Source organism: Pseudoduganella sp. GW821-FHT11H04 (assembly GCF_058807935.1).
The window spans coordinates 353,224-377,790 of the sequence record NZ_JBXARE010000003.1; the positions used below are offsets into that span (position 1 = coordinate 353,224).

At 60.1% G+C, this 24,567-nt stretch carries 26 protein-coding genes; 12 read left to right on the plus strand and 14 right to left on the minus strand.

What is annotated here, in order from left to right:
• The first annotated feature begins 13 nt into the window (after positions 1–13).
• Positions 14–1,618 (plus strand): DUF4139 domain-containing protein, encoded by a 1,605-nt coding sequence (locus AC1RTP_RS08715; protein WP_498606485.1) that lies wholly within the window; start codon positions 14–16, stop codon positions 1,616–1,618.
• Between the two features lie 10 nt (positions 1,619–1,628).
• Positions 1,629–2,582, plus strand: a complete 954-nt coding sequence (locus tag AC1RTP_RS08720) for an NAD(P)H-dependent flavin oxidoreductase (RefSeq protein WP_498606487.1) — start codon at positions 1,629–1,631, stop codon at positions 2,580–2,582.
• Here AC1RTP_RS08720 and AC1RTP_RS08725 read toward each other — a convergent pair whose 3' ends face one another.
• From AC1RTP_RS08725 to AC1RTP_RS08765, 9 genes are all read right to left on the minus strand, one after another.
• Positions 2,583–3,164 carry a hypoxanthine-guanine phosphoribosyltransferase gene (locus tag AC1RTP_RS08725; protein WP_498606488.1) on the minus strand — a complete coding sequence of 194 codons (582 nt, stop codon included), beginning with the start codon at positions 3,162–3,164 and terminating at the stop codon, positions 2,583–2,585.
• A gap of 94 nt (positions 3,165–3,258) precedes the next feature.
• On the minus strand, positions 3,259–4,515 hold the full coding sequence (locus AC1RTP_RS08730; RefSeq protein WP_498607148.1) for a phenylacetate--CoA ligase family protein: 1,257 nt from the start codon (positions 4,513–4,515) through the stop codon (positions 3,259–3,261).
• Positions 4,515–4,868, minus strand: a complete 354-nt coding sequence (locus AC1RTP_RS08735; protein WP_498606490.1) for an MmcQ/YjbR family DNA-binding protein — start codon at positions 4,866–4,868, stop codon at positions 4,515–4,517. The genes AC1RTP_RS08730 and AC1RTP_RS08735 overlap by 1 nt, the downstream gene beginning before the upstream one ends.
• A gap of 61 nt (positions 4,869–4,929) precedes the next feature.
• Complete coding sequence (locus AC1RTP_RS08740) at positions 4,930–5,730, minus strand: ABC transporter ATP-binding protein (RefSeq protein WP_498606492.1); 801 nt, start codon at positions 5,728–5,730, stop codon at positions 4,930–4,932.
• Between the two features lie 7 nt (positions 5,731–5,737).
• Complete coding sequence (locus AC1RTP_RS08745; protein ID WP_498606495.1) at positions 5,738–7,042, minus strand: ABC transporter substrate-binding protein; 1,305 nt, start codon at positions 7,040–7,042, stop codon at positions 5,738–5,740.
• Positions 7,043–7,072: 30 nt separating this feature from the next.
• Positions 7,073–8,131: a branched-chain amino acid ABC transporter permease gene (locus AC1RTP_RS08750; RefSeq protein WP_498606497.1), complete on the minus strand. Its 1,059-nt coding sequence runs from the start codon at positions 8,129–8,131 to the stop codon at positions 7,073–7,075.
• Between the two features lie 3 nt (positions 8,132–8,134).
• Complete coding sequence (locus AC1RTP_RS08755) at positions 8,135–9,031, minus strand: branched-chain amino acid ABC transporter permease (protein ID WP_498607150.1); 897 nt, start codon at positions 9,029–9,031, stop codon at positions 8,135–8,137.
• Between the two features lie 6 nt (positions 9,032–9,037).
• Positions 9,038–9,850, minus strand: coding sequence for an ABC transporter ATP-binding protein (locus AC1RTP_RS08760; RefSeq protein WP_498606499.1), 813 nt, complete (start codon positions 9,848–9,850; stop codon positions 9,038–9,040).
• A gap of 14 nt (positions 9,851–9,864) precedes the next feature.
• Positions 9,865–11,787: an AMP-dependent synthetase/ligase gene (locus AC1RTP_RS08765; protein WP_498606500.1), complete on the minus strand. Its 1,923-nt coding sequence runs from the start codon at positions 11,785–11,787 to the stop codon at positions 9,865–9,867.
• 134 nt (positions 11,788–11,921) lie between these two features.
• On the opposite strand from AC1RTP_RS08765, the gene AC1RTP_RS08770 reads away from it, so the two are divergent.
• The 8 genes from AC1RTP_RS08770 to AC1RTP_RS08805 all read left to right on the plus strand — a co-directional run bounded on the left by AC1RTP_RS08770 (position 11,922) and on the right by AC1RTP_RS08805 (position 18,301).
• Positions 11,922–12,605: a Crp/Fnr family transcriptional regulator gene (locus AC1RTP_RS08770; RefSeq protein ID WP_498606502.1), complete on the plus strand. Its 684-nt coding sequence runs from the start codon at positions 11,922–11,924 to the stop codon at positions 12,603–12,605.
• 82 nt (positions 12,606–12,687) lie between these two features.
• Positions 12,688–13,494 carry a beta/gamma crystallin-related protein gene (locus AC1RTP_RS08775; RefSeq protein ID WP_498606505.1) on the plus strand — a complete coding sequence of 269 codons (807 nt, stop codon included), beginning with the start codon at positions 12,688–12,690 and terminating at the stop codon, positions 13,492–13,494.
• 42 nt (positions 13,495–13,536) lie between these two features.
• The gene (locus AC1RTP_RS08780; RefSeq protein WP_498606507.1) at positions 13,537–15,327 is read left to right on the plus strand and encodes an aminopeptidase P family protein; all 1,791 of its coding nucleotides are present in this window, start codon (positions 13,537–13,539) and stop codon (positions 15,325–15,327) included.
• Entirely contained in the window at positions 15,324–15,584 is a 261-nt protein-coding gene (locus AC1RTP_RS08785; RefSeq protein ID WP_498606510.1) for a hypothetical protein, read from the plus strand. The genes AC1RTP_RS08780 and AC1RTP_RS08785 overlap by 4 nt, the downstream gene beginning before the upstream one ends.
• Before the next feature lie 11 nt (positions 15,585–15,595).
• Positions 15,596–16,339, plus strand: a complete 744-nt coding sequence (locus tag AC1RTP_RS08790) for an MgtC/SapB family protein (protein WP_498606512.1) — start codon at positions 15,596–15,598, stop codon at positions 16,337–16,339.
• Positions 16,340–16,348: 9 nt separating this feature from the next.
• Positions 16,349–16,933 carry a DUF924 family protein gene (locus AC1RTP_RS08795; protein ID WP_498606515.1) on the plus strand — a complete coding sequence of 195 codons (585 nt, stop codon included), beginning with the start codon at positions 16,349–16,351 and terminating at the stop codon, positions 16,931–16,933.
• Positions 16,933–17,763 (plus strand): Rossmann-like and DUF2520 domain-containing protein, encoded by an 831-nt coding sequence (locus tag AC1RTP_RS08800; protein WP_498606517.1) that lies wholly within the window; start codon positions 16,933–16,935, stop codon positions 17,761–17,763. Before AC1RTP_RS08795 ends, AC1RTP_RS08800 begins: the two co-directional genes overlap by 1 nt.
• 175 nt (positions 17,764–17,938) lie before the next feature.
• Positions 17,939–18,301: a hypothetical protein gene (locus AC1RTP_RS08805; RefSeq protein ID WP_498606520.1), complete on the plus strand. Its 363-nt coding sequence runs from the start codon at positions 17,939–17,941 to the stop codon at positions 18,299–18,301.
• Here the strand turns inward: AC1RTP_RS08805 and AC1RTP_RS08810 are convergent.
• A complete protein-coding gene (locus AC1RTP_RS08810; protein WP_498606522.1) occupies positions 18,292–18,870 on the minus strand; it encodes a putative pterin-binding protein in 579 nt (192 codons plus the stop codon). The genes AC1RTP_RS08805 and AC1RTP_RS08810 overlap by 10 nt on opposite strands.
• Before the next feature lie 18 nt (positions 18,871–18,888).
• Between AC1RTP_RS08810 and AC1RTP_RS08815 the strand changes: the two genes are divergently transcribed.
• Together AC1RTP_RS08815 and AC1RTP_RS08820 are read left to right on the plus strand one after the other, a co-directional pair.
• Positions 18,889–19,482, plus strand: a complete 594-nt coding sequence (locus AC1RTP_RS08815; RefSeq protein ID WP_498606526.1) for an alpha-ketoglutarate-dependent dioxygenase AlkB family protein — start codon at positions 18,889–18,891, stop codon at positions 19,480–19,482.
• A 183-nt stretch (positions 19,483–19,665) separates the two neighbouring features.
• Positions 19,666–20,250 (plus strand): porin family protein, encoded by a 585-nt coding sequence (locus tag AC1RTP_RS08820; protein ID WP_498606528.1) that lies wholly within the window; start codon positions 19,666–19,668, stop codon positions 20,248–20,250.
• A gap of 101 nt (positions 20,251–20,351) precedes the next feature.
• Here AC1RTP_RS08820 and AC1RTP_RS08825 read toward each other — a convergent pair whose 3' ends face one another.
• The 4 genes from AC1RTP_RS08825 to rarD form a co-directional block, all read right to left on the minus strand.
• Positions 20,352–20,825, minus strand: a complete 474-nt coding sequence (locus AC1RTP_RS08825; RefSeq protein WP_498606530.1) for a DUF6265 family protein — start codon at positions 20,823–20,825, stop codon at positions 20,352–20,354.
• Positions 20,826–20,841: 16 nt separating this feature from the next.
• Positions 20,842–22,509 (minus strand): energy-dependent translational throttle protein EttA, encoded by a 1,668-nt coding sequence (gene ettA, locus AC1RTP_RS08830; RefSeq protein ID WP_498606534.1) that lies wholly within the window; start codon positions 22,507–22,509, stop codon positions 20,842–20,844.
• 105 nt (positions 22,510–22,614) lie between these two features.
• Positions 22,615–23,418, minus strand: a complete 804-nt coding sequence (locus tag AC1RTP_RS08835; protein WP_498606538.1) for a PEP-CTERM sorting domain-containing protein — start codon at positions 23,416–23,418, stop codon at positions 22,615–22,617.
• 153 nt (positions 23,419–23,571) lie between these two features.
• Complete coding sequence (gene rarD / locus AC1RTP_RS08840; protein ID WP_498606541.1) at positions 23,572–24,447, minus strand: EamA family transporter RarD; 876 nt, start codon at positions 24,445–24,447, stop codon at positions 23,572–23,574.
• Positions 24,448–24,567: the final 120 nt, after the last annotated feature.

A 24,567-nucleotide genomic window follows, 5' to 3' on the forward strand; every position in this document is an offset into this window, starting at 1 on the left:
CCTGTGAGCATCCATGAATCCAACGCGTATCGCCACTGCCGTAGCCCTTTGCCTTTCCCTGCAGGGATTTGCCTGCGCCAGCAACGCGCCGATCACGCGCGTCACTCTGTATTCCGGCATCGCGACCGTGGTGCGCAGCGCACAGGTGTCGCCGGGCATGAGGGAGCTCGAAATCACCGGGCTGCCGGCGAATTTCGATGCGCAGACGCTGCGCATCCAGGCGCCGTCCGGCGTGCAGGTTGGTGAAATCGTGACGCGCGACGTGGGTCAGGCGGAAGCGGTGAGCCCGCGTGAGGCGGAGCTGGAGGCCAAGCTTCAGGCGCTGGAAGACAGCCGAGACTTGCTGAACGTGGAAGTCGAATCGTCCGCGCTGGTGAAGAATTATCTGTCCAAGCTGAATGGCGGCGAGAACGCGCAAGCGCCGGTGGACGGCAAATCGCTCGGCGCTGCGGTGGATACCATCAAGCGCAGCGGCCGCGAGGCGCTGGCGCAGATTCAGCGTACGCAGGTGCAGATTCGTGAACTGGATAAGAAGATCAAGGCCACGCAGCGCGAACTGGAAAAGGCGCGCAGCGGCGCACGCGACCAGCGCAGCATCACCATTGCAGTCGCTGCGCAGCAGGCGGGCAGCATCAAGCTGTCCTACCAGGTCAATCGCGCGGGCTGGAGGCCGACTTACCGCGCCACGTTGAATTCCGCTACCTCCACCATTGAGCTGGAACGCATGGCGGTGGTTGCGCAAAAGTCCGGCGAGGACTGGAGCGGTGTGGAAATGCGCTTGTCCACTGGCCAGCCGCGCCAGTCGCCGCAGGCCCCGGAGCCGTTGACGCAGCGCCTGACTTATTACCCGCCGCAACCGGTCCAGGCTAAATATGGATTGGTAATGGAGGAGAAGCCGATGGCGCCGCCGGCCCCAGCCCCGATGGCAGTGGAGGTTTCCGGCCGCCGTGCGCGCGAAGACAATTTCATTCCGCCCGTGCTGGAAACGCAGGGTGCCTTCGATACCGAATTCGCCGTGCCAAACCGCGTCAACCTGGCCTCCGATGGCCGCGAAATCACCTTGGCCTTGTCGACGATGAAGGTCGCCGCCAAGCAGCTCGTACGCGTAGTGCCGCGCCAGGGAAAATTCGCCGTTATCACGGCGGAAGCAGAGCGCCCATCCGGCGTTTGGCTGAACGGGAATATCCAACTGTTCCGCGACGGCGCTTATGTTGGCGCCACCAACTGGAATACCCAGGGTTCGGACAAGCTGGCGCTGTCCTTCGGCCGCGATGAACTGGTACGTGTGACGGTGGACCGAGCCGACCAGCAATCCGGCAGCCGAGGCTTCCTGTCCCAGCGCGGCGAGCATCAGGTAGCCGACGTGTTCACGATCAGCAGCTTCCACAAGACGCCTGTGGATTTGCTGGTGCTGGAGTCATCGCCGGTCAGCGCTTCCGAGGAAATCAAGGTCAAGCAAACCTTCTCGCCGCAGCCGGGCATTGCGATGTGGGAGCAGCGCCAGGGTGTGGTCGGCTGGGAGAAAACCTTGGCGCCGAATGAGACAATGAAGATCAATGTCGGCTACAACATCACCTATCCGAAAGAGGGTACAGTAAGCGGCATGCACAATTTCTGAGGGCTGCGACATGACCATTCCAGCAGTTTTGCAGAACCTGACGCTCCCCGTCATCGCATCGCCGATGTTCATCGCCAGCGGCCCAGCCCTGGTTGCGGCGCAGTGCAAGGCCGGCATCGTCGGTTCCTTCCCTGCGTTGAACGCGCGGCCGAAAGAGCTGCTGGACACCTGGCTGACCGATTTGCAGAAGGAGCTGGCCGACTACCAGGCGCAGAATCCCGGCGTGCGGGTTGGGCCGATTGCGGTCAACCAGATCGTCCATCATTCGAACGAACGGCTGGAGCACGATGTGGAAGTCTGCGTGCGCCACAAAGTGCCGATCATTATTTCCTCGCTGCGCGCGCCGCCTGTGGAAATGTTGGATGCTATCCACAGCTACGGCGGCATTGTGCTGCATGACGTGATTAATATTCGCCACGCGCAAAAGGCGCTGGAAGCGGGTGTGGATGGCCTGATCCTGGTCGCCAGCGGCGCGGGCGGCCATGCAGGTACGCTGTCGCCTTTCGCGCTGGTGGGCGAAGTGCGACGCTTCTTCGATGGTCCGCTGGCGCTCTCAGGCTCGATCGCCACCGGCGACGCGGTCCTGGCCGCACAGGCCATGGGCGCCGACTTTGCGTACATGGGCTCGCGCTTCCTGGCCACGCAGGAATCCAACGTCACTGAAGATTATCGCGAAGCGATTATTGAGTCGTCGGCGTCCGATGTGGTCTACACCAACCTCTTCACCGGCGTGCATGGCAACTACCTGAAGAAGTCCATCGTCTCTGCCGGCCTCGATCCGGAGAACCTGCCGGAATCGGACAAATCGAAAATGAGTTTTGGCGGCGGCAGCGCCAAGGCCTGGCGCGACATCTGGGGCGCGGGGCAGGGCGTCGGCTTGATGCACGACGTTCCCACCACGGCAGAGTTGGTCGAGCGCCTGAAGACGGAATATAACGCCGCCAGGGCCCGGCTCAAACTGTAATCAGCGGGTGCTGAGGTCGTCCGGGTTGATTGCCCACAGGCCCGGCAGGTTGCGCCAGTAGCCGTAAGCATCCATGCCGAAGCCGACGACGAAGCGGTTCGGGATCGTGATGCCAACCAGGTCGGCCTTCACCGGCTTGGTTTTGCCGATGTCCTTGTCGCAGAAGACTGCGATGATGACTTCTTTGGCGCCCATCTCCAGCAGGCGCTCCTTGACGTGGGCCAGGGTCTCGCCTTCGTCCAGGATGTCGTCCAGCACGATCACTGTGCGGCCCGAGACGGTCGGGCGCGGAACGACTTTCCACACAACTTTGCCGCCCTGGTCCTCATCGCCGTAACGGCTGACGTGGATGTAGTCGAATTCGAGCGGGAAGTTCAGCTGCGGCAGGATGTTGCCGGTGAAAACAACGGCGCCGCCCATGACGCCCAGCACCAGCGGGAATTCCTGCCTGGACGGATCGCCAAATCGGTCGTTCAGCGAGTCGGCCATGCGGCTGACCGCAGCCTGTACCGATTCTTTGTCGAAGAGTTCTTCTGCGTTCTCGAGGAGCGCACGTGCACGGTTGTGGTGAAAGTCTTGCATGATGTTCTGAGGCAGGTCAAGAATGGCTCAATTATCCCGCCATTCCGCCGCCCGCCCTAGGAACAGTTGGATTTACGCCACACGCCTCTTCATCTCAACTGTAATCGCGCACATCGTCGATGATCTTGCCGTCATTCGGCAAACTGCCGCTTGGCTCAAAACAGACTTCCCCGCGCAGTTTGGTGATGTCGCGGATGGTTGCGATTATGTCGGCGGCTTGCGATTGCAGTGATGGGTCATCAGTTTCGCAGTGCAAAGTCATCACTTCGTCCGCAATTTTCCCGGAGACGACCAAGCGCGCCTTGCCCATTCCAGGGTGACGGCGAGTGATTTCGTGCACCTGGGAAGGGTGGACGAACATGGCGCGTACCTTGGTGGTCTGGTCGGCGCGGCCCAGCCAGCCTTTGATGCGGGTGTTTGTGCGGCCGCAGGGGGACGGTGCGGCGTCGACCAGCACGGCCGACAGGTCGCCTGTAGCGAAGCGGATCAGCGGGTAGTCGGGATTGAAGAGGGTGACCAGCACTTCGCCTATTTCGCCCGGTGCGACGGGCTCGCCGGAGCCGGGACGCACGATTTCCAGCAGCACTTCTTCGTCCAGCACCATCCCGGGATTGAGCTTGCCGTTGCTGCGGGTCTCGTAGGCGATGCTGCCGATATCGGCGGACGCGTAGGTTTGGATCACTTCCGGCACGCCGTGATCGGCGAACCACTGGCGCAGAGATTCGGGCAGCGCTTCCGCACCCATCATGGCGCGCTTCACGCTGCTGATGTCGGCGCCCATTTCGGCTGCCTTCTCGATGATGATTTTCAGGAAGGAGGGCGTGCCGATATAGGTGTCTGGCCGCAGTTCGGCCATGGCCTGTACCTGCAACTCGGTCTGGCCGGCACCGGCAGGAATTACCGTGCAGCCGATGCGCGCTGCGCCGCCTTCCACCATGAAGGCGGCTGGCGTGAAGTGGTAGGAGAAGCAGTTCTGGATCAGGCCTCCGGCGCGCACGCCGGTAGCGAACATCGGGCGCGAGAAGCGCCACCAGTCGAGCGAGCGGCCTTCCGGGTCGAAGATCGGGCCGGGCGACATGAAGATGCGTCCCAGCTTGCTGGCTGGAGTGCTGTTCAGGCCACCGAAGGGGCGCTGCTCGGATTGCAATGCCTTCAGGTCGGCCTTGCGCGTGACCGGCAGCTGCGCTAGTGCCTCGCGGCTGTTGATGCGCGAGGCATCCACGCCGGCCAGAATGCGTGCCCAGCCTGGCGCTGACTGTGCTTGCGCCACCAACTGCGGCAGGCGCGCCATCAAATCGCGTTCGCGCTCGGCGTGTGGGCGTGTTTCAAGGTTATCGAGAGTTTCGGCCATCATGCCGCTCCTTCAATCTCGCGTTGCAGTTTTTTGGTCAGTTTTGCGAATACCAGCTCGTGCGAGCGCTTGAGCAGCGCTTTCGCTTCGGCATCAGGCAGTTTGGACAGGTCTTCCACCATGACCCACTTGGCGCGGGCCAGGTAGGGTGCGGGGATGATGCCGTCACGGTCAGTCAGTTCAAGGAAGCGGTCGTCGTCGACTTTGAAGCTGATGGCTCTCGCTTTGTCTTTTGCATCCATTGCTGCAAACATCTTTTCGCCGACCGAAAACACCAGGTTACATTCCCATTTGATGTCTTCGGTGGCACCGGGAAGGGTGCGGCAGAATTCTTTTGCTTTGTTCAGATTCATTTTATATAGAGGTATCAGGGGCCAACACGCTTCGCGTGTCAGCACCTGACACCTGAAGTTTTTATGCCAGCCAGCGTTTGCGGCGTCGGTAAAATTTCATGTCGCGGAAGCTCTTGCGGCCGGCACCGGACATGCCGAGGTAGAACTCCTTGACGTCTTCATTGTTGGCAAGCTCGCTGGCCTCGCCTTCCATCACCACCCGTCCGTTTTCGAGGATGTAGCCAAAGTCCGCATAGCGCAGCGCTACATTGGTGTTTTGTTCCGCCAGCAGGAAGGACACGTTCTCTTTGACGTTCAGGTCTTTCACGATGCCGAAGATCTCTTCCACGATTTGCGGTGCAATGCCCATTGAGGGCTCGTCAAGCAAAATCATGGACGGCTTGGCCATCAGCGCGCGGCCGATGGCGCACATCTGCTGCTCGCCGCCGGAGGTGTAGCCCGCCTGGCTGTTGCGCCGCTCGCGCAGGCGGGGGAAGTAGTGGTAGACCTTTTCCAGCGATTCCTTCATCTCGCCGCGCGATGCATTGCGCGTGTAAGCCCCCGTCAGCAAATTCTCTTCGATGGTCAGGTGGCCGAAGCAATGGCGTCCTTCCATCACCTGCGACAGCCCGCGCTTGACAAGCTCATTAGGCGTGAGCTGGTCGATGCGTTCACCTTTGAATTGCACTTCGCCCTTGGTCACGTCACCGCGCTCGCCGCGCAGCAGGGTCGAGATGGTTTTCAGTGTGGTGGACTTGCCGGCGCCGTTGGCGCCCAGCAGGGCAACGATCTTGCCCTGTGGGACCTGCAGCGATACGCCCTTCAGCACCAGGATCACGTGGTCGTAAATGACCTCGATATTATTTACCGACAGGTAGCTCATTGGCTTCTCACTTCATGCACGCAGGCGTGATCTTCTTCTCGGCCGCGTACTTGCCGGACGATTCATCCACCAGTTTGCGCAGCAGGACTTTATCGCCCACCACCCAGTTCGGCGTGACAGCCTTCCAGGCCTTGCCGTCCCATTGCTGGACTTTCACGGCGCCCGAACCTTCGTGGTCGTCGCAGGAAGTCTTCACGGTCGGGAACATGTTGTAAACGCCCAGGACTTTCTGGCGCGCTTCGTCGATGTTCAGGTTTTCGAAGCCCCAGCGCATCTGCTCACCGGTTACTGGTTTGCCTTTGCCGAATTTGTCCTGCGCGGCGCGCATCGCTTCCACGTACATAACGCCAGCAGTCAGGCCGCGCATGTGATAGACGGAACCGATACGGGTTTGGTCAGTCAGGTTGCCTTTGCCGCCGGCGTAGACTTTTTTGCGCAGTTCATCCAGCAGCGGATAGTTGCCTGGGGTGTTGAAGGTCATCGAGGTGTAGCCCTTGGCGGCATCGCCCGATGGCACGGTGTCTTCCTCGGAACCAGCCCACCACACGCCAAGCATCTTCTCGCGTGGGAAGCCGTTGCGCTGCGCGGTCTTGATGGCTACGGAGTTCATTACGCCCCAACCCCACAGGATCACGTAATCAGGCTTAGCCTGGCGGATCTGCAGCCATTGCGACTGCTGCTCGCTGCCTGGCGGGGCGACAGGGATCTTAATCAGTTCAAAGCCGTATTGCGCGGACATTGCTTCCAGTACTGGCAGCGGTTCCTTGCCGAAAGCGGAGTCGTGGTACAGGTGCACGATTTTCTTGCCCTTCAGCTTATCCATGCCGCCGCTCTTTTCGCCCAGGTATTTCACCATGGCGGCTGCCTGGCTCCAGTAGTTGGAAATCAGCGGGAAGACATAGGGGAAGACCTTGCCGTTCGCCGCGTCGGAGCGGCCATAGCCCAGGGTGGTCATTGGGATCTTGTCCTGCGGGATGCGGTCCAGGATGCCGTAAGCGATACCGGTCGACAGCGGTTCCACCACGGTGGCGCCGCCGTTCTTGGTTTTCAGGCGCTCATAGCACTCCACCCCGCGCGAAGGATTGTATTCAGTCTCGCACTCTTCCCAGCCGATCTTCACGCCGTTCACGCCGCCGTTGGCGTTGACCAGGTTGAAGTAGTCGATGATGCCGCCGTAGAAACCGGAGCCGCCTGCCGCATAAGGACCGACGCGGTAGGAGGGCAGGGCGACGAATTGTTCGGCGGGTTGCGCCCATGCGCTACTGGCGACGATGCTGCTTGCTACGGCAATGCCAAGTACGAACGATTTCATGTGATGTCTCCAGGTTTATAGTTGATCCGCTTAGTGGGGGAAGGGCCACAGGCGGAGTTTCTCTTTACCGATTTGCCACAAACGCGCCAGACCGTGGGGTTCCACGATCAGGAAGAAAATGATCAGGGCGCCGAACACCATCAACTCCAGGTTCGACGCCACGGTAGTAGGCAGGGCCAGTGCGTGCGCCACGATGTTCAGGAACACCGGCAGGAGCACGATGAAGGCTGAGCCGAGGAAGGAGCCCAATACCGACCCGACGCCGCCAATGATGATCATGAACAGGATGCGGAAGGACAGGTCCAGGTTATACGCTTCCGGTTCCACTGTGCCGAGGTAAGCGAAGGCATACAGCGCGCCCGCCACGCCGCAGTAGAAGGAGCTCACGGCGAAGGCTAGCAGCTTGGTGCGCATCAGGCGGATGCCGATCACTTCCGCCGCCATGTCCATGTCGCGCACCGCCATCCACGAGCGGCCGACGTTTGAGCGGATCATGTTTTTGGCCAGCAGCGCCATGATCGCCACCACGCCCAGCACCAGCAGGTATTTGCGCTCCGGCGTATCGAAACCATAGCCGAAGATTTCCATCTTCTGTGCGGTGATCACGCCGGAAGAGCTGTTATTGGTCAGCCAGCCTATCTTGGTCAGGCACCAGACCACGAAGAACTGCGTGGCCAGCGTGGAAGCGGCCAGGTAAAAGCCGCGGATGCGTAGCGAAGGCAGGCCAAACGCGATCCCGACCATGGCGGCGCACAGGCCGCCCAGCACAAAGGCCGCCAGCACCGGAATGCCCGGCACGCGTAGCATGAAATTGTATGCGGCGAACGCGCCTACGGCCATGAAGGCCGCGGTCCCCAACGACAACTGGCCTGCATAGCCGGTGAGGATGTTCAGCCCCAGTGCGGCCAGCGCAAAAATCAAAAAAGGGATGAAGATGGCCGACAGCATATAAGGCGACGAGACCAGCGGCAGTACCAGCAGCGCGACGGCCAGCGTCGTGAACAGGGCGATGCGGTCTTGGCGGATCGGCAGGATCTGGCCGTCCGCCTCGTAGCTGGTCTTGAATTGTCCTGCTTCGCGGTAGAACATTGCTCAAATCCTCCGGATGATTTTTTCGCCGAACAGCCCTTCCGGGCGCACCAGAAGGAACATCAGGGCCAGCACATAAGGGAACCAGCCTTCGATACCGCCGCCGACGTGCGGGCCGATATAAACTTCGGCCAGTTTTTCGGAGGCGCCGATAATCAGGCCACCGACAATCGCGCCTGGCACCGAAGTGAAGCCGCCAAGGATCAGCACCGGCAGCGCCTTCAACGCGATGAAGGTCAGCGCAAACTGAACGCCATTGCGCGCGCCCCACAGCATGCCCGCCACCAGCGCGACCATGCCGGCTACCGCCCACAGGATGCCCCAGATGCGTTGCAGTGGGATGCCGACTGCTTGCGCGGCCTGGTGGTCGTCCGCCACGGCGCGCAGCGCGCGTCCCACCTTGGTCTTGGCGAACATCAGGGCCAGCAAGGCGACCATCACGGCGCAAATTGCTGCAGCCGTCAGGTCAAACTTGGAAACGATGATGTTGAATTTCTCCATCAGGAATTCGCTTGGCACATCCTCGATTGGGATTTCCAGCTTGTGCACCTGCGAGCCCCAGATCAGCTGCGCCAGCCCTTCGATAAAGAAGGCCAGGCCAATGGTTGCCATGAACAGCGTGATTTCAGGTTGGTTGACCAGTGGCCGCAGTACGATCCGTTCGATGGCCAGGCCAAGGATAATCATCGCCAGCACGGTCGCTGGGACCGCGAGCCACAGGGAAAGGCCGAATTTGTCCATGAAGCCTACGCAGGTCAGTGCGGCGAAAAACACCATCGCGCCCTGTGCAAAATTGAACACGCCGGAAGCCTTGTAGATCAGCACGAAGCCGATCGCCACCAGCGCATACATCACGCCGGAGAGCAGGCCGCCAATCAGCACCTCGGCAAAGAAGTTGATATCCATTTAGTGGGCCACTCCGAGATAAGCATCGATCACATCCTGGTTGGTGCGGACTTCATCCGGCGTGCCGTCGCCGATCTTCTTGCCGTAGTCCAGTACCACCACGCGGTCGGAGATGTCCATCACCACGCCCATATCGTGCTCAATCAGGACGATGGTGGTGCCGAACTGCTCGTTCACGTCGAGGATAAAGCGGCACATGTCCTGCTTTTCTTCGACGTTCATGCCGGCCATCGGCTCGTCCAGCAGCAGGATTTGCGGCTCGGCGGCCAGGGCGCGGCCCAGTTCAACGCGTTTTTGCAGGCCATACGGCAGGCGGCCCACCGGGGTCTTGCGGATATGCTGGATCTCGAGGAAGTCGATCACTTCCTCGCATTTGCGGCGATGCTCGATTTCTTCCTTTCGTGCTGGCCCCAGATAGAGCGCTTGCAAAAGGAAGTTGGATTTCATCTTCAGATTACGACCGGTCATGATGTTGTCCAGCACCGTCATCCCTTTGAACAGCGCGATGTTCTGGAAAGTGCGTGCGATACCCGACTTGGCGGCGGCGTAGCAATCCATATTCTTGCGCTGCTGCCCGCGGTAGACGATTTCGCCTTGCTGCGGGCGGTACACGCCGTTGATCACGTTCAGCATCGAACTTTTGCCCGCGCCGTTCGGGCCGATAATGGCGCGAATCTCGTGCTCGCGTACGTTGAAGGAGATATTGGTCAGCGCCTTCACCCCGCCGAACGACAGCGAGATGTTGCGCATATCCAGGATTACGTCGCCGATCTTGCGCCCGGCGGTAATAGCTTCCTGTTCATTCATTTGCATGGTGCGCACTCCGCTTATGCTGCCTTGAGGTCCATGATTCGAAGGTCAGCCGCCACCATACCGGTGCGCCCATCCTCGAATTTGACCTGGGTTTCGATGTATTGCGAAGCTTTGTCGCCGTACAGTGCCTCGATCAGCACCGCATATTTCTCGGCGATGAACTTGCGGCGCACCTTGCGGGTACGCGTCAGTTCATCGTCGTCAGGGTCGAGCTCCTTGTGCAGTACCAGGAAGCGGTACACCTGGGTGTCAGCCATCAACGCTTCCTGCGCAAGATCGGCGTTGACCTTTTCCACGCATTCTTTCACCAGCGCGTAAGTCTGCTCGTGCGCAGCCAGGTCGGTGTAGCCGGAGTAGGCGATGCCACGGCGCTCGGCCCAGTTGCCCACAGCTTCCATATCGATGTTGATGAAGGCGGTCACCTTGTCGCGCTCGTGGCCGAAAGCCACGGCTTCTTTGATGAAGGGGAAGAACTTCAGTTTGTTTTCGATGTAGTTAGGCGCGAAAATGGCGCCGTTGTTCATCTTGCCCACGTCGGCGGCGCGGTCGATGATGCGCAGGTGCCCGTCGTTGTCGAAGATACCGGCGTCGCCGGTATGGAAATAGCCTTCGCCGTCGATCGCTTCGGCTGTTGCGTCGGGGCGCTTGTAATAGCAGTGCATCAGCGTTGGCGACTTGACCAGTACTTCGCCGTTCGGCGCCAGCTTCACTTCCACGCCAGGCGCAGGTTTGCCGACGGAGTCGAATTTGATTTCGCCATCCGGTTGCAGGCAGATATAGGCGCAGGTTTCGGTGGAACCGTAGAACTGCTTCAGGTTCACGCCAATCGAGCGGTAGAAGCGGAACAGGTCAGGACCGATCGCAGCGCCTGCGGTGTAAGCCACACGGATGCGCGACATGCCAAGCACATTACGCAGCGGCCCATACACCAGCGCATTGCCGATTGCGTAGCTGATACGGTCGCCCAGCGCGACAGGTTTACCGTCAAGGATGTCCGAGCCAACGCGGCGCGCCACATCCATATAGTGATGGAACATCTTGCGCTTGATCGCCCCCGCATCTTCCATGCGTATCATCACCTGCGTCAGCATGTTTTCAAAGATGCGCGGCGGCGCGAAGTAATAGGAGGGGCCGATTTCGCGCAAGTCGGTGGTGACGGTATCCGACGATTCCGGGCAGTTGACGGTGAAGCCGGCGGTCAACGCCTGGGCGAATGAGAACAGGCAGTCGCCCACCCAAGCCATCGGCAGGTAGGACAGCACATTCTCTTCATCGGTCAGTTTGTCGAAGCCGATTCCGCCGGTGGCTGCCGACAGCAGGGCCTTGTGGGTCTGGCAAACGCCCTTAGGTTTGCCGGTGGTGCCGGAGGTGTACAGGATGATGGCGTTATCGCTTTCCGTGCCTTCCGCGATCGATGCTTCGTAGAAGCCTGGATGCGCCTTGTCATATTCGCGGCCAAGTTCCTGCAATCGTGCGTAGGAAACCAGCTGCTGGTGCGTGTAATTGCGCATGCCGCGCTCATCTTCGTACGCGATATGCGCGATCGAAGGGCATTGCTCGCACAGGTCCAGCAGCTTGTCGACCTGTTCCTGGTCTTCCACTATGGCGTACTGGATCTCCGCATTTTCCAGTACGAAGGCCAGGTCGGCTGCCGGAGCGTCCTGGTACATCGGGACCGGCACGCCGCCAATGCACTGCGCCGCCAGCATGGACCAATACAGGCGCGGGCGGTTGTCGCCGATGATCGCCAGGTTCATGCCGCGCTGGAAGCCGATCGCGGCCAGGCCGCAGGCCAGCGCACGCACTTCCTCATTCGTTTGCTGCCAGTCCCAGGTCTGCCAGATGCCCAGGTCCTTTTCACGGAACGCAGGCTTATGCGGCCGCTCCTTGCCATGCTGAAGCAGCCTGCGAGGGAAGGTCGTCAGATTATCCTGCACGGTGTCTCCTTGGATTATTAGTGCGCTTTTTAGTTTTGATGCGCATTTTGTGTGATGATATTAGCGTGAGCTAGTTCGCAAGGTTGTCATTTCAAAGACAATTGCGCGACTTTTGATGGTGCGACGCAACAACAATGAAAAATGAACCGAGTCTGATCGAGGCCATACGCAGTTCCACCTGGGCGCCCATCCTCACAGCGGAGCAATTGGCGCGCGTGGAGGCCACCTGTTATGAGGAATTTATTCCCAAAGGCGGCTTCGTTTGCCATAAAGGCGAAATTGTCGATAACTGGATCGGTATTATCTCGGGCATGGTGAAAATGAATAATTTTTCTCCAAACGGGAAAAGCGTCACATTTACTGGCGTGCCGCCCGGTGGCTGGTTTGGTGAAGGTTCATTACTAAAGGACGAATGCCGTCGCTATGACGCCATGACGCTGCGCGACAGCCGCATCGCACGCATGCCGGCTGTCACCTTCCACTACCTGCTCGAGAATAGCCTACCCTTCACCCGGTTCTTATTGATGCAGCTCAACGAACGTTTGGGTCAGTTCATTGGCATGGTGGAAAACGAGCGCTTGCTGGACCCTGATACCCGCGTCGCACGTTGCCTGGCTTCGCTGTTCAATTCCCACCTCTACCCCGGCATTGAGCGCCTGGTGCAGATTTCGCAGGAAGAAGTCGGCCTGCTGTCGGGTTCCTCACGCCAGCGCGCCAACCAGGCATTGCAAGTGCTTGAAAAAGAAGGCTTGTTGCGCGTGGACTACGGCGGCATCCGCATCCTCGACCTCGACGGTTTGCGCCGCTTCGAAGCTTAATATCTGCAACGAGCGTTCCCGAACAGACCAGCCCAACTTGCCGCGGCATTCTGGGCGCACCTGATCTGTATCGGAGGACATCATGAACTTTGCAATCAGAACTGCGCTGGCGGCTTTCCTTGCCTTGCTGGGCGCCCAAGCATTTGCACAAATCACCCTTTATCCAGGCGAAGGCTGGCGTGGCCGGCCACTTAGCGCCAATCATTCCATCCGCGACTTGCGATCCGCTGGCTTCGACGACCGCGCCTCATCAGTTGTGGTCGAAGGTGGCCGTTGGGAAGTCTGCGAAGACCCCAACTTCGGCGGCGAGTGCAAGATCCTGCGCCGTGGTAGCTATGAATCGCTGAACGGAATGGGCATGAACAACAGCATTTCTTCGATTCGCGCCGTACCGCGCCGGCGCAATTACGAGGAATCGGCTTATGCGCCTGAACCAATGCCGCAGGCAAGCTATGAATACCGCCAGCGTCCAAGTGAACGCCTCTTTGAAGCCCCGATTACTTCCGCGCGCGCCGTGGTGGGCCCACCGGAACAGCGATGCTGGGTCGAACGTGAACAGGTTTCGGCCTCAGGCGATAACGGCACGGCCGGCGCCATTGCCGGCGCCCTGATCGGCGGCGTGCTTGGCCACCAGGTCGGCCGTGGCACTGGCCGAGACGTTGCCACAGTCGGCGGCGCCATCGCCGGCGCAGCAGTCGGCTCCAACGTCGGCCGCAACGGCGGCAACCAATACGCCCAGAACGTGCAGCGCTGCGAGGCCGTTCCCAGCCGCACCCCGCAATACTGGGACGTCACCTACGACTTCCGCGGCACTGAGCACCGCGCCCAGCTCTCGACCGAGCCGGGCCGGACCATCACCGTTAATCGAAACGGCGAGCCGCGCATGTAGTCCCGGCTAAGCAACATAGCGCAATCGGGGTATGATTGCGCTATGAAAGAATCAATCAGCACCAGACTGGAATCCATGCGCGCGGCCATGCGCCGCCATCAGGTTGATGCCTGCATGGTCCCTTCCTCCGATCCACACCTTTCCGAATACTTGCCGCCGCGTTGGCAGGGCCGTGAGTGGCTGTCGAATTTCACCGGCTCAGTCGGTACCTTCATCATTACGCAAGACTTTGCGGGTGTCTGGACAGACGGCCGTTATTGGACGCAGGCGGAGACTGAGCTTGCCGGCACCGGCGTGCGTCTGATGAAAATTTCATCGGGTGCCAGCGTGCAGTATGTGGATTGGCTGGGGGAGAAGCTTCAGCCAGGCCAGGTGTTGGCGGTGGATGGAACGGTTCTTGGCTTGTCGATTGCCCGCCTGTTGCAGGCGCGCGGCATCGCTATGCGCACGGACCTCGACCTGCTGGAAGATGTCTGGGCCGGCCGCCCGGGCCTGCCGGATGCGCCAGTCTACGAACACCAGCGTCCATACGCCGACAAGACCCGCGCAGCCAAACTGGCGGCGCTGCGGGCTGAAATGTCGCGTCAGGGCGCGACCCATCACATTATTTCGACGCTGGACGATATCGCCTACCTGTTCAACTTGCGCGGTTCGGACGTCAACTACAACCCGATCTTCCTGTCGCACGCGCTGGTCGACAGCGAGCGCGCCATGCTGTTCGTTGGCGCAGGCAAGGTCGATCCCGGCCTGGCTGGACTGCTGGCTGCGGACAATGTCTTTGTTGAACCGTACGAGGAGGCAGCACAAGCGCTAGCGTCGCTCCCCGCCGGCAGCACGCTGCTGATCGACCCGCGCCGCATCACTTTTGGCACGCGCCAGGCGGTGCCTGACGGCGTGAACGTGATCGAGGCAATCAACCCGACCACCTTTGCCAAGTCCCGCAAGACTGAACACGAGGCCGACTACGTCCGCGCCACGATGGAGCAGGACGGCGCCGCGCTGTGCGAATTTTTCAGCTGGCTGGAACAAACACTGGCGGATCCAAAGCGCGAGCCGCTGACGGAGTATTCCATTGGCGTGCACCTGCTGGAAGCGCGCCGCCGCCGTCCAGGCTTTGTCAGCCCGAGCTTCGGCACCATCGCGGGCTTCAAGGCTAACGGTGCGATCATGCACTACCGCGCGCCGGCGCAAGGAAGCGCAGTGGTGGAAGGCGATGGCCTGTTGCTGCTCGATTCCGGCGGCCAGTACACCGGCGGCACCACCGACATCACACGCGTGGTGCCGGTCGGCGCCATCACACAGGAACACAAACGCGACTTCACCCTGGTACTCAAAGGCATGATGGCCTTGTCCGTTGCCCATTTCCCGCGCGGCGTGAAGTCGCCGATGCTGGACGCGATCGCGCGCGCGCCGCTGTGGGCGGCCGGCATCGACTTCGGCCACGGCACCGGCCACGGCGTCGGGTTCTTCCTGAATGTGCACGAGGGCCCGCAATCGATTTCGCCGTCGACACCGCCGGACGCGCATACGGCGATGGAGCCGGGCATGATCACCTCCAACGAGCCGGGCATCTACCGTCCCGGCAAATGGGGCATCCGCATCGAGAACCTGGTGTTGAACGTGCCGGCTGCGGATTCGGAGTTCGGCGAATTCCTGCGTTTCGAAACCCTGACGCTGTGCCCGATCGACACGCGCTGCATCGACAAATCCATGCTGCGCGAAGATGAAGTGCGCTGGCTGAACGACTACCACGCCACCGTGCGCAAACGCCTGCGACAGCACGTCGGCGGCGCAGCGCTGCACTGGCTGGAACAAAGGACGGAGGCAATATGAGCCGCTCCACTAGAGCGTCAGCCGCCCTGGCGCGGCTGAAAGAGCGCTCCGGCAACCAGGCCTATTCGATGACCATGACCGGCAGCGGCCACTTCTTCCTGACAGAAGGACCAGGCCAGCCGCCACTATGCCCGCCGATGGAACTGGACGATTTTGTAGCCTTCGTGAATGCGCAAGGCCCGCAAAAAGTGAAACGCGTCAGCAAACTCGATGTAGCATTTGAAAAACAGCTCGCCAAGAAAACACCAAAACCATAAGTGAGGCAGCCATGCCCAGCATAGAATTCCTGCGCGCTTACTGGTCGTCCGGCGAACTGGCGACCAACCTTGTGATCCTGATGAACATCATTGGAGCGCTCCTGCTTGGCCTGCTGGTCGGCTACGAGCGTTCTTATCACGGCCGAGCGGCCGGCATGCGTACTTACGGGCTGGTTTGCATGGCGTCGGCTGCGCTGACCGTGGTGTGCGGCTATCCCTCGCTGTGGTTTGGCGGCCATATGTCGGAGCTGGTGGGCACCGATCCCACGCGCGTGGTGCAGGGCATTGTGACCGGCATCGGCTTCCTCGGCGCGGGCGTGATCATGCGCGAGGGCTTCAATATTTCCGGCCTGACGACGGCGGCGTCGATCTGGGCTTCGTCCGTGATCGGCATTGCGGTGGGGCTGGGTTTCTATCTCGGCGCGATGGGCCTGGCCTTCCTGTGCGCGATGTCGATGATTTTCCTGTCCAAGGTAGAGGCCTGGCTGCCTTCGCGCCACGCCATCGCTATCACCATGCGCTTCAAGCCTGGTTTTGAGCCGAAAGAAGACCAGTTGCGCGCGATGGCCCTGGAGCGCGGCTACCAGATCGCCGGCGGTTCGCTGACCATTGGTATGGACCAAGGCAAGCTGGAATGGCGCTTCGTCGCGCTGGCGCTCAGCAAACGTAGCGGCTCGCCGCTGTCGCGCATCGCCGAAGAGATGACCCATTTCGACGGCATCGATAGCTTCCAGGTCACACACGCACGCAACTAGGAGGCCAGTTTGGTCATCAATTCACAAGACGTTCTAGATTTCTGGTTCTTGCCTATCGGCGCCAAGGGCCACAATATGCAGCGCCCCGAGTGGTGGCGTAAGGATGACGCGTTCGACCGCGCCATCTTCCAGCAATTCGGCGACGTGATCGAAGAGGCGCTGGTGGGCGGCCTGCGCCAGTGGGACGACGAGGGCACGCAAGGCACGTTGGCGCGCATCATCGTGCTGGACCAGTTCACGCGCAACGTTTATCGCGGCACGCCGAAGGCCTTTGCCGGCGATGAACTGGCACTGGAAGCGGCTAAAGCCCTCGATGATTCGGGTGCGAACCAGACCTTGCCGCCTGCGCAGCGCGCCTTCTCCTTTATGCCGATGGAACATTCGGAAAACCTGTCGATGCAGATGCGCTGCGTGGACCTGTTCACGATGCTGGCGGCTGATGCATCAGGCTATGCGGGCATGCTGGATTTCGCGAAGAAGCACTTTGAGGTGGTGCACCGCTTCGGGCGCTTCCCGCACCGTAACGCCATCCTGGGGCGGGAATCGACGCCCGAGGAAGTTGAATTCCTTAAGCAGCCAGGGTCGAGTTTCTGATGTTGCGACTTACCGTAGTTGGCGGTGGCCATGTGGGCCGCGTGCTGGGGCGTCTGTTTTCGCGTGCCGGCGTATTCGCCTTGCAGGATATTGTCGCCCGCTCAGCGGACAGCGCAGCACAGGCGCAGGCCTTCATCGGTGCCGGAATGCCCGCCGTTGCTGGCGGCGCGCTGCGCCAGGCCGATGTCTACATGCTCACCGTTAGCGACGACCAGATTGTGCCGGCGTGCGACGAGCTGGCAGCTGCCGTGCCGCTGCAAGGTGCGGTGGTATTCCATTGCAGCGGAGCGCTGGCATCGGACAAGCTGGCGGTGGCGCGCGCTGCAGGCGCCCACGTCGCCAGCGTGCACCCGATCCGCAGTTTTGCCGATACCGAGGCCGTCGCCGCCGGCTTTGCAGGAACCTTCTGCGGAGTAGAAGGCGACCTGCCGGCGCTTGACGTTCTGCTGCCGGCACTGGCGGCGATCGGGGGCAAGGCGGTGCAGATCGATCCTTCCGCAAAAACGGTGTACCACGCAGCTGCCGTTTTCGCGAGCAATTACCTGGTCACCGTGATCGATGCCGCGCTTCGCGCCTACCAGGCGGCCGGCATTCCGGAAACCATAGCGCGCGAGCTGGCGCGGCCGCTGGCGCTAGAATCGATGGAAAACGCTTTCCGCCTGGGAGCGGCGCCTGCGCTTACGGGGCCGATCGCGCGCGGCGACATGGCGACGGTTCAGCGTCAGCATAACGCTGTGGCGGGATGGGATGCGGCCACGGGCCGCCTGTACGAATCACTGGTGGCGCCGACCGTCGCGCTGGCCGAGCGCAAGCGTGCAGGCAAGCCTTGACGAACTGGCCTTGCATTCCAGCAGTGCAAAAGTATAGTTGAAAGGCAGGACATGCTTTTTGCTCCATCTTTTGTTGTGGTCGAGCAAAAAGATGGCCCCGGCGGGTGACAAAATTGGCCGTTAGCAATAAGCTAGTCCACTTGGGAAGAGCCACACACAGTTCTAGGGGAACGCTATGTTATTTTTGAAATCCACGTCGGTCACCAAGGCGCCTGGCATTTACGAAGTTGATATTGCCGCCAAACCGCCTGGCAAGACTTTCGGGGTGTACATGGCAACCGATCCGGACAATCCGCCGTCCGCCGTGCTGGAAGCCCTGGCTGCCGGCGGCTTCAAGCAAGTGCACAGCTCCGGCTACACCCACAAGGACCGCGGCAAGGTGCTGGACCTGCACTTCCAGAAAGACGGCACCGACCTGTTCAATGGCTGGAAGGCGGAAGAAGCCGAAGCCAATATGGCCATCATCAACAAGATTTTCAGCGACATCGGCGTCGCCATCACCCCGCGCGTGATGTCGCTGGCCGAAGCTTACGCCTGAACCTCAATGTGATACAGGGCCCATGGGCAAGTGGTGAAACGCTCGCCCACCGGCCTGCTTGCCATTTCCGGCACGCGGTCTGCATCGTAAATCGCCCATAAGGGCCCCAGGCCTCCCAGTGCCATCGGCGCCCCATCCAGGTGGGTCGCAACGATATAGCGTTGTGCTTTCGCGCGCGCCAGCGATACCGCCACCGCATAACCGTCCACCGCACGCAGCAGCAGGTTGCTGTTATCGCTGGTTTGCGCACCGGCAGCTTTCAGCACGTCCACCAGAAGCGGGCCGGACAAGGTATGCGCGCGGCTATCGTATTCCAGTGTCGGCTTGATGGTAATCGCCGGCAGGGCCGTCAAAGCGGCAAAATCAAAGGCGAACGCCTTCTCAAAGCTCAGCCGCTGCTTATACATCATCTGGTCGGACACGCGGTCAAAGCTGCCGCGGTTCGGCTTGGCGATCGCGCCGGTCACGGTCAGCAGCGCCGGCCCGCGCTCGGTTTTGGGAGCAGCGGCGCCCAGGGACGGGAGGGCGCCGACCGCTGCCACGGCGCCGAGGAATTGACGTTTCTTCATTGCTATATCATAACGCCTATGGACCTGTTTTCCGCCGAAGCTGAGCTTTTACCCATCCCGATCGACGATGGCGAGCTGTATTTCATGCGGCAGCTGCCGCTTGCTGTGGATAACGCGCAAGTTATGCAGGGCTTGCTGGACGAAACGGCATGGAAAGCGGAAACCATCTTCCTGTTTGGCCGTGAAGTGGCGCAGCCGCGCCTGAGCGCCTGGTATGGCGAGCAACGCTACACCTATTCTGGCCGCACCTTCGAACCCCTGCCGTTCACGCCGCTGCAACTGGAAATCAAGCGTGCCGTCGAGACCGCGACCGGCAAGCGCTTCAACAGCCTGCTGCTCAACTATTACCGCAATGAGCAGGACAGCATGGGCTTCCATAGCGACGATGAAGTGGAGCTGGGCCCGCAGCCGGCCATCGCTTCCGTCAGCTTTGGCGCCACACGCACCTTTATCCTCAAGCATAAGAAGCAACCGAAGACCCTCAAAATCGACCTGACCGATGGCAGTTTGCTTCTGATGGCAGGCAAACTCCAGCATTGCTGGCGGCATGGAATCAATAAAGAGCGAAAACCCTGCGGTGCGCGCATAAATCTGACATTTAGGCTCATCTGAGTTTAAGTTCGGCTATTTTGGGCTGAACAATGGTAATTCAAGGCCGCTTACAAATTCACACAATTCTTACCAGTTCGTCTCCCCCTTGAACTTTTGGCAGTGTTATCGTGCTTTCCATCGCACTTCCACAGACGAAGCGCGGTCCCAAGCAAGTCCATTCACTTTTGCTGAAAGATCACGAACATGAAAAAAATCGCACTCGCTCTCATCACTTCCGCCGTTGCCTTGGGCGCGGCATCCGTCCAGGCCCAAGAGCTGAAGCCGTACATCGGCGCCGGCGTTGTGGCCAACTCGAACAAGTACACCCTGCCTAACGACACCAGCAATGGTGACAAGAAGAGCACCGAATACGGTGGCAAGATCTTCGGTGGCGTGCAGATCGACAAGACCTGGGGTGTGGAAGCTGGTTATGTAGACTTCGGCAAACAGTCGTACAACTACACCACCGGCGCCGGTACCGGCAGCATTGAAAGCAAGGCTAAGTCCTTCTACCTGGCCGGCAAAGGCACCTTCCCGATCAACCAGCAACTGGCCCTGACCGGCAAGCTGGGTGTGGCTCACAACAAGAACGACGTGAACGCCACCGGCCTGGCTTCGGCCTACAACGGCGACAGCAGCCGTAACGCACTGTACGCATCGGTTGGCGCTGAATATGCGTTCACCGAGAAAGTATCGGGCGTGCTGGAATACGAACACTTCGGCAAGAACGATATCGACCAGGGCCGCCGCAAAGGCGCGGTCAACCTGGGCGTAAAAGCTAGCTTCTGAGTCGAGGGGGAGGGCAGTTCAGCTGCTTCCCCCCGCAAAGTCCCCATCGAGGCCGGGTACGACAAGGGCAGCTTCGCACTGCCTAAGTCCTTGTGCCCGCCTCACCTTCCACCCGGACATTGCGTCCGCTGCATTGGGTAGTCGAAGGCTTTTTCCTTCCCTTTCGACACGCCTTCAATGCGCGCTTTGAGGCCATCCGCCCCATCGCGCTTGTAAATAATCCGCTGCGGGAAGTCATGCTGCGGGTTCTCAAACACTACCTCACCATCGCCAATCGATTTGATCGGGAAAGCAGCTTCCGGCTGTTTGCCTGGCTTGGCAACATAGGTCCATATTCCGGGCTCGGTTTCACGGATGATGAGATGTTCCCATTCCACCGTTTTGCCGTTCTTGACCGTGCGGGCCATGCCGAGCATGGTGCCGCCGGCAGGCGGGGACCACATTTCCACTGAACCCGCATCTGAGCCGGTTTGCGACCAGCATCCGGCCAGCCAGGCCAGCTTGTCGAGCGGGGCCTCGTGCGCGATGGCGCCTGCGCTGGCCAGCAGCAGGCCGCAAAGGAATTGTTTGCGCATATGAGGCCCCTTTCGATTAGCCGTGCAGCGGCTTGTAGCGGATACGCTTCGGCTTGGCGCCTTCTTCACCCAGGCGCTTCTTCTTGTCCGCTTCGTATTCCTGATAGTTACCAGCAAAGAAGGTCGCTTGCGAGTCGCCTTCGAAGGCCAGGATGTGGGTGGCGATACGGTCCAGGAACCAGCGGTCGTGGGAGATCACCATCACGGAACCAGCGAATTCCAGTAACGCATCTTCCAGCGCACGCAGGGTTTCCACGTCCAGGTCATTGGACGGTTCGTCCAGCAGCAGCACGTTGCCGCCCATCAGCAGGGTTTTCGCCAGGTGCAGACGGCCACGCTCACCACCGGACAGGTTGCCGACGATCTTCTGCTGGTCCGAGCCCTTGAAGTTGAAGCGGCCTACATAGGCGCGCGAAGGCATTTCGAAACGGCCAACGCTGAGGATGTCGGCGCCGCCGGAAACTGCTTCGAACACGGTCTTTTCGTTGTCCAGCTTGTCGCGGCTCTGGTCCACCAACGAAATCTTGGCGGTCTTGCCGATTGCCACTTCGCCGCTGTCCGGCTGCTCGATACCGGCGATCATTTTGAACAGGGTCGACTTACCGGCGCCGTTCGGGCCAATGATGCCGACGATCGCGCCCGGTGGGATGGTGAAGGACAGGTTGTCGATCAGCAGGCGGTCGCCAAACGATTTGGTGACGTTCTTGAATTCGATCACATCGTTACCCAGGCGTTCGGCCACAGGGATGAAGATCTCCTGGGTCTCGTTACGCTTCTGGTATTCGTATTCGCTCAGTTCGTTGAAGCGTGCCATACGGGCCTTGGACTTGGCCTGGCGTGCCTTCGGGTTCTGGCGCGACCATTCCAATTCCTTCTGCAGCGCTTTCTGGCGCGCGGATTCGGTGGCTTCTTCCTGCTTCAGGCGGTCCTGCTTCTGGTCCAGCCAGGAAGAGTAGTTGCCTTTCCAAGGAATGCCGTGGCCGCGGTCCAGTTCCAGGATCCATTCTGCGGCGTTGTCGAGGAAGTAGCGATCGTGGGTGATGCCGACCACGGTGCCTGGGAAGCGCACCAGGAATTGCTCCAGCCATTCCACCGATTCAGCATCCAGGTGGTTGGTCGGTTCGTCGAGCAGCAGCATGTCCGGCTTGGACAGCAGCAGTTTGCACAGCGCCACGCGGCGCTTCTCACCGCCGGACAGCACGCCGATCTTCTGGTCCCAAGGCGGCAGGCGCAGCGCATCGGCAGCCATTTCCAGTTGCAGGTTCAGGTTGCCGCCGTCGGCAGCAGCGATGATCGATTCCAGGCGCTCTTGCTCTTTGGCCAGCGCGTCGAAGTCTGCGTCTTCTTCCGCATAGGCAGCGTACACGGCCTCCAGCAGGGCTTGAGCATTGAAGGCTTCGCCCAGGCCGGATTCAACTTCCTGGCGCACGGTTTTTTCTGGATCCAGCTGTGGTTCCTGCGGCAGGTAGCCAATATTCAGGCCAGGCATCGGGCGTGCTTCGCCCTGGATGTCGGTGTCGATGCCTGCCATGATTTTCAGCAGGGAGGATTTGCCGGAGCCGTTCAGGCCCAGCACGCCGATCTTGGCGCCTGGGAAGAAAGACAGGGAAATGTCCTTCAGAATCTGACGTTTCGGTGGGACGATTTTGCCCACGCGGTTCATGGTATAGACGTAATTGGCCACGGTATGTGTTCTTGTCGGTTCGTAAAGGCGCTAGTTTAGCGCATTTGGTGGGACGTAAAAAAACCCGGCATCTGCCGGGTTTTATGGAAGCGCGTTTGGCGCTGCTTATGCTTTGCGGCGGCGCATGGTTGCCAAGGCAGCCAGGCCCAGGCCGGTCAGAAGCAGGCTGGTCGGCACAGGAACGGCACCTTGCGCTGGCGCTGGTTCTTCCGCATCGAAGTCCAGGCGAATATTGGTAATGGTGAACTGGCCAATGGTGGACTTGATGGACATGTTCAGGATGCCGTCGGCGAACAGGTCGTTCAGCGCGACTTCGTCCAGGTCCAGCAGGACGTCCAGGCCGCCGAAGATCGACTGGTGATGGTCGCGGTTGCGGTGGTAGAAGTAGTTATAGCCGTTCTTGGCAGTGCCGGTGGTCTTGTCCGATTCCAGGACGCTGTCGGTCCAGCTGGTATAGATGCTGCTGAAGTCGCCAACGGTGTCGCTGCCGGAAGCATCGCCAGCCGAAACCTTCATAATGTCGGCCACAGGGTCGCTGAACTCGTTGGTGATGTCCTTGACGCGCACTTTGTCGAACACGGTCTTGTCCGCGCAAACGCCTTTATTGTCGCAATCGCGGTAAATGTGGCTGGTGTTCGGACCTTGAATGTAGCCGGTGCTGGAAGTATCGACGGAAGAGAAGTTCGCAGCCGAGTAGCCGGTCACGGTCAGGAAGCCCGACAGGATCGAATTCTTGCTGAGGCCATTCGCGGCCAGCAGGCTGTTCACGTCGATCTGGAAGTCCTTGGTCTGGCCGTTAGTCACTTGGCTAGCAGGCGACATCGAGGTCGACAGCGAAATTGGAGCAGCCTGGACGGATGCTGCGGCGACGATGGCGACGATACCTGCCAGAAACTTTTTGCTTACCATGGATAATCTCCCGTTACGATACCGATAGTAATGCAACTATCGTGCCTGCCGTACCGATAGATCATCCATGTCCTTGATTTGTATGGGAGAAACTTAGTTGAACGCAAGCAAGCGCACTTATTGAAGCTGCAATGCTGTAAAGTTTTCCGACACTCAATTCGCCTTTCTGCTTACCAACCAGCCTTCCAGCATGTAAATAACGAGCGCGCTCCAGATGAAGACGAAACCGACTAAACGCGTCTGGGAAAACGCCTCATGGAATACCCACACGCCCAACAGCATCTGAAGCGAAGGCGACATGTATTGCAGCATGCCCAGCACCGACATCGGAATGCGGCGGGCGCCGGCAGCGAACAGCAGCAGCGGGATCGCTGTGGTCGGCCCGGCCGCAGCCAGCAGCCAGCGCGTGCTGTCCGATTCGGCATTCAGGAATACGCTCTGGCCGTTGTACACCAGCCAGCCGAGGTAGGCCACCGCCAGGGGGAACAGGATCAGGGTTTCGAAGGACAGGCCTTCCAGCGCGGCCAGCGCCGCCGTCTTACGCAGCAGGCCATAGGCGCCAAAGCTGATGGCCAGCACCAAGGCAATATATGGCACCTGGCCCGCTTGCCAGGTCAGCCAGGCCACGCCGGTTGCCGCCACCCCAATTGCGATCCACTGGCCGCGGCGCAGTTTTTCCTTCAGCACCAGCATGCCCAGCAGGACATTGACCAAAGGATTGATGAAATAGCCGAGGCTGGCATCGACCACATGGCCGTTGTTGACGGCCCAGATATACACAAACCAGTTCGCACTCAGGAGAAAGGCGCTGGCCAGGAAGCTGCCCACCACTTTGGGCTGGCGCAACACTTGCGGCAGCCATTTCCACTGGCGGCGCACCGCCAGAACCATCATCAGGAAGAGCAGGGACCACGCCATGCGATGGGCGAGGATTTCGGACGCCGGTACGTTCTTAATTGCGTGAAAATACAGTGGGAACAGGCCCCAGGACAGGAAAGCGCCTGCGGCGTACAGCATGCCGGTATTCATGAGAGCGGTGATTTTCTTTTCGTAAAGGTGGAAAATAGCACATCCGCCACATTTTCACCGGCGACCTAAAAAACTTGCAAAAGGCCTATAGTTGGCCTATTGTGCGATGCACCAAAACCA